Annotated in this window: 5 protein-coding genes; 4 read left to right on the forward strand and 1 reads right to left on the reverse strand. The window is 64.4% G+C overall.

Annotated features, from left to right (window positions below; genetic code table 11):
• Nucleotides 1–1,680 (reverse strand): MobF family relaxase (gene mobF, locus WAW17_RS02000; RefSeq protein WP_422331357.1); only part of this gene is annotated, 1,680 nt, incomplete at its 3' end.
• A gap of 234 nt (nucleotides 1,681–1,914) precedes the next feature.
• Here mobF and WAW17_RS02005 point away from each other — a divergent pair.
• The 4 genes from WAW17_RS02005 to WAW17_RS02020 all read left to right on the forward strand — a co-directional run.
• Nucleotides 1,915–2,361, forward strand: a complete 447-nt coding sequence (locus WAW17_RS02005; RefSeq protein WP_422331353.1) for a hypothetical protein — start codon at nucleotides 1,915–1,917, stop codon at nucleotides 2,359–2,361.
• 192 nt (nucleotides 2,362–2,553) lie between these two features.
• Nucleotides 2,554–3,066 (forward strand): hypothetical protein, encoded by a 513-nt coding sequence (locus WAW17_RS02010; RefSeq protein WP_422331354.1) that lies wholly within the window; start codon nucleotides 2,554–2,556, stop codon nucleotides 3,064–3,066.
• Nucleotides 3,067–3,135: 69 nt separating this feature from the next.
• Nucleotides 3,136–3,333, forward strand: coding sequence for a hypothetical protein (locus tag WAW17_RS02015; RefSeq protein ID WP_422331355.1), 198 nt, complete (start codon nucleotides 3,136–3,138; stop codon nucleotides 3,331–3,333).
• 261 nt (nucleotides 3,334–3,594) lie between these two features.
• On the forward strand, nucleotides 3,595–3,990 hold a 396-nt coding region (locus WAW17_RS02020), incomplete at its 3' end, for a toll/interleukin-1 receptor domain-containing protein (RefSeq protein ID WP_422331356.1).

Here is a 3,990-nt window from a genome sequence, read left to right on the forward strand (position 1 = left end):
GTCGAGAAGCGCTTGCTCGGCGGCGATCACACCCTGGGAGGTGTGCAGGTTCGATCCGGCGGTGGCGAGGATGAACTCGCCGGTGCGGCGGCGCAATGCATCCGGCGCGGGCGGCCACACCGGGGTCGGCAGGTGTACCGACGAGCTGACAACGTGCTCGGTGACGGCCCTCACCGCGGCTTCGCGGGCAGTCTCGGAGGGAAAGGACACGGCGGCGAAGTTGGCTTCGACGGCGCTGTGAATGTGGGGAAGCGCCCACGTTGCGCGGGCGTTCTCGAGGCGGGTGAGGACGGCCTGCGCCTCTTCCTCGACCGAGGTCATGCGGCGCATCGTGGGGTGCGGGCGGTTCCCGGCGGCGTGAGCGTCGCGCACCTGCCGCCATCGCTGCGTGAGGTCGTGCACGTGCTGCTCGGCGCCGAGGACCTGGGCGGAGCGGACACGCCAGGCCTGCTGCATCTCGACGAGAGTCTGCGGCTGTTGCTTGCCTTCTCGCGTGTCGAGGTTCGCCTGCTGGTACAGCCCGAACATGGCCTTCGGGGAGGGCATTCTGCCGTGCTCGGCGCGGTAATCGGCGACGAGCTGGTCCCGACGGACCTCGATCTCGGTACGGCGGGAGGAGAACATTTCCCGTAGCTGTTCGGGGACCTCGGCGACCTCGACGACGTCCTGGCGGCCGCGGCCGGTGGACCGGGTGGCGAGTCCGAAGCCGAGTTCGGTGTGCAGCTTCGACATGATGGCTGCGTTGTACCTCTGCGACCCGGCGACCCCGTATCGGTGCAGGGTCGACCCATCCAATGCGCGCCATCTGCCGTCGGATTCGGTGCATACCTTGATCGAGAGCACGGCGTGGGTGTGCAGGTTCGGATCACCGGCGCGGGAGTCGTAGTGGTCGTAGAGCGCGGCCACGAGTCCGGTGCTGTCTTGGGTCTCTTGGCTCTTGGCTCCGGTGCGGGTGAAGCAGGCGTTCTGCTCGATCCACCTCAGGGTGTCGGTGACGGTTTCGTGGTGAATCCGCTCAATCTCGCGCCGGGTCTCGTCGTCGGCGAGGGCCCAGACCACCGACACGCTCTTGGGTGGTGTGAACACCAAGTCATATCCGGCGACGGGCTGGCGGACCAGGGACTTCTGGGCACTGATCCATGAGCGGAGTTCCCGCTGATCTTGCGGTGGGCGGACGTGTTTGGCGGTGAACAATCGCGCTCCTTCGCGGTCCATCATCGCCTGGGATTCGGTCTTGGTGGCCCGGCGTCCGTGTGCGGACTCGAACGCGTCGACCGCGGCCCTGTGCTCCTTGAGTAGCGGGATCTCGTTGGCGAACGAGGGGAACTTGCGACCCAGCTGGGCGGCCTTGATCGCCTTCTCAGGTGTGGCACCGGCGGCGATCTCCGCGGTGATGATGCTCTCGGCGTTGGGATGCATACCCTCGCCGAAAAGTGCCTTCATCTGAGCCTCAGATACCACCTGGCCGAGGGCGACTCGGTGCTCGTCAGGGACTGCGATTTCGCCGTCCATGCGGGCGAGATCGTCGAGGCCGGTACCGAACCAACGGCCCGGGGGAGTGCCGTGCGCTGTGTAGTAATCGGTCAGCTCTTGGCCGTGCTCGAGTTCGCGGTCAGCGGTGGCGACCTGCTTGGTCAGGTACTCGTAGCCATCGCCCGCGTGCAGCACGTGGAGCGTCATCACACGGGCCACAGTAGCCGCTGGATGCGACGACGAAAGATGCGACACCCCACGAAATCTGAGATTCAGCAAGAGGTGTGTCTGAACTTCTTGGCTTAAAATCGGGAGCTAGCCCGACTACCTGGCAGTTCACGATCGGCGGCGGAATCCGACGAGAACGCGGCTGAGAATGGCGAAAGGTGTTGTCGGCGTTTTGAACGAGGGATGACGTAGAGGACAGGTAGGCTCCCGCACATGGCGTCCTCTAACAAAGCAACGATCAGCGCGCGCGAGCGTGTCCGAAAAGCGAACGCAGAGCGGCTCGCCGCCGAGCAGGCCCGGTTGAAGCAGAACGAAGACGATCTGGTCACGTTCTTCAACTCGACCGCCGACATCGAGAAGGCCGATTCCGATGTCGAGGAGAAGATCCGAAAGATTCGCGACGAAGCCGCCGAGAAGAAGACCAACGCCGTCAAACGGCAGGCCGCGGCCATCCTCGGGCTCAAGCAGCGCGGCGAGTCGACCACGGCCATCGCCGAGATGACCGAACTCTCCGAAGCGAAGGTGCGGGAGTTGATCCGCCTGGCGAAGCCGAAGACAAAGCCTGCGGCCGAACCTTTCGCCGAACCGTCCCCGAAGCCGGCACCGGAATCGGCGGTCGCGGAGAACAACTCCGACGAGGCCGAGCAGCTCGCGTCCTGACACCCGTACGACACCCACGACGGTGACCACTGCAACGGTTATCCACACCTGGCGGGCTGCGACCGATTGTGCGTTGCCTGGAGACCGAGCGGAGCGGGATGAGAAGTCTCGGGCATCCACATGAGGGATCTCGCAGTCCCCATCTGTGGGTCACCGTCCGCAACACCGGCGCGGCGAGAAGGACGTGACAACGTGACCCCGGAACACCTAACGCTTCCCGAAGCGGGCAGCGCGGAGCGGCTACGATTCGAGAAGTTCATCGTGCGCGGTCCGCGGCCGACCGACTGCTGGATCTTCGCCGGCGCCATCGCCGATGACGGGTACGGCCGATTCTGGGTCTCGCGCAACGGTCGACAGAAAGTGGTGCGCCCGCACCGGTACGCGCTGGCGATCGAACTTGGCCGCCCGATGACCGACGACGAGGTCGCGTTGCACGAAGTGTGCGACAACCCGATCTGTGTACGGGCGTCGTCGGAAGCGTTAGGTCGTCCGCACGTCGTGCTCGGCACGCAGGCACAGAATCTCGCCGGGATGGGTGCGAAGGGACGCGGCGGCGGCCGCGGTCAGACATGGCATTGGTACGGGCCCGATCGGGCGGCGCGCGCGGCGCGGTCGCGCGCATTGCGTGAATCGGTGCGCGGTGGATGGGACGACGAGGCTGTACGGGCGGCATTCCTGCACACCGACACACCGACCTTGTTCTGAAAGCAGAAGGATCGACAACACGATTCGCCCGGCCCGACGGGAAACGTTAGGCCGATGGAAGGGGAGTGCATGAGCGAGAAGGCAACACCAGTGCATCGATCGGACGTCGAGGCGACGTTGTATCACCTGACCAAGCACACCTGGGAGGTGTCCGACGCGGACCTCGAGGCTGTCGTCGCGGGCACGCCCGTCAACAGCGGACCGTCGAACGACGTGAGAATCGACTTTGCGTTTCCGGATCCGCACGCGTTGAAGGACTTCATCTAGAACCGTCGGCCGCGCAGTACGACATGTGTTGCGCGTGTAGACGCCGGGAGCGCGCCCCCGAACCTAGGCCAGGCAGGACCGGCCCCGCGAGACTCGGACTGCCAGAAGGCATTGCCAGCATTCGAGGCGGCGCCTACGCAGGCAGATCCGACTGCCCTCCGTTCGCCAATGTGGGGCCAGGATGGCGTGCATTGCACTTGAGGGGAGCTGGCGAACACAACTGAATGCTGTCGCTATAAGGTCGCAGTGATGGGAGGGCTCGTGAGCGCAGACTTGTTTATCTCGTATGCATGGACGTCTGACCAGCATCGGCAGTGGGTCCGGATGCTCGCAGCGAATGTCCGAGCTCTCGGATACGACGTGCTCATCGACAGCAGTGTCGACTACGGCAATAGCCTTTCCGGATTCATGCACCGTGTCGTTGAGGCTCGCCGTGTCCTATTGATCGTGGATGAAAATTACGTCAAACGTGCAGACAATCATGCTGCTTCTGGTGTCGCCATCGAGAACGAGTGGATCTCCGAGGCTTACTCGGCCCAGCCACCGACATGGCTCTCCGTACTTTTCAAAGACAACCCAGACTGCGCCCTGCCGAAGTGGCTCACGGAGTTCAAACCCAAGGGGCATTGGTTCAACGCGGACGTGGCGACGAACGAC

Origin of the sequence: Rhodococcus sp. (in: high G+C Gram-positive bacteria) (assembly GCF_049286785.1) — a bacterium.
GTDB lineage: Bacteria > Actinomycetota > Actinomycetes > Mycobacteriales > Mycobacteriaceae > Rhodococcus_F.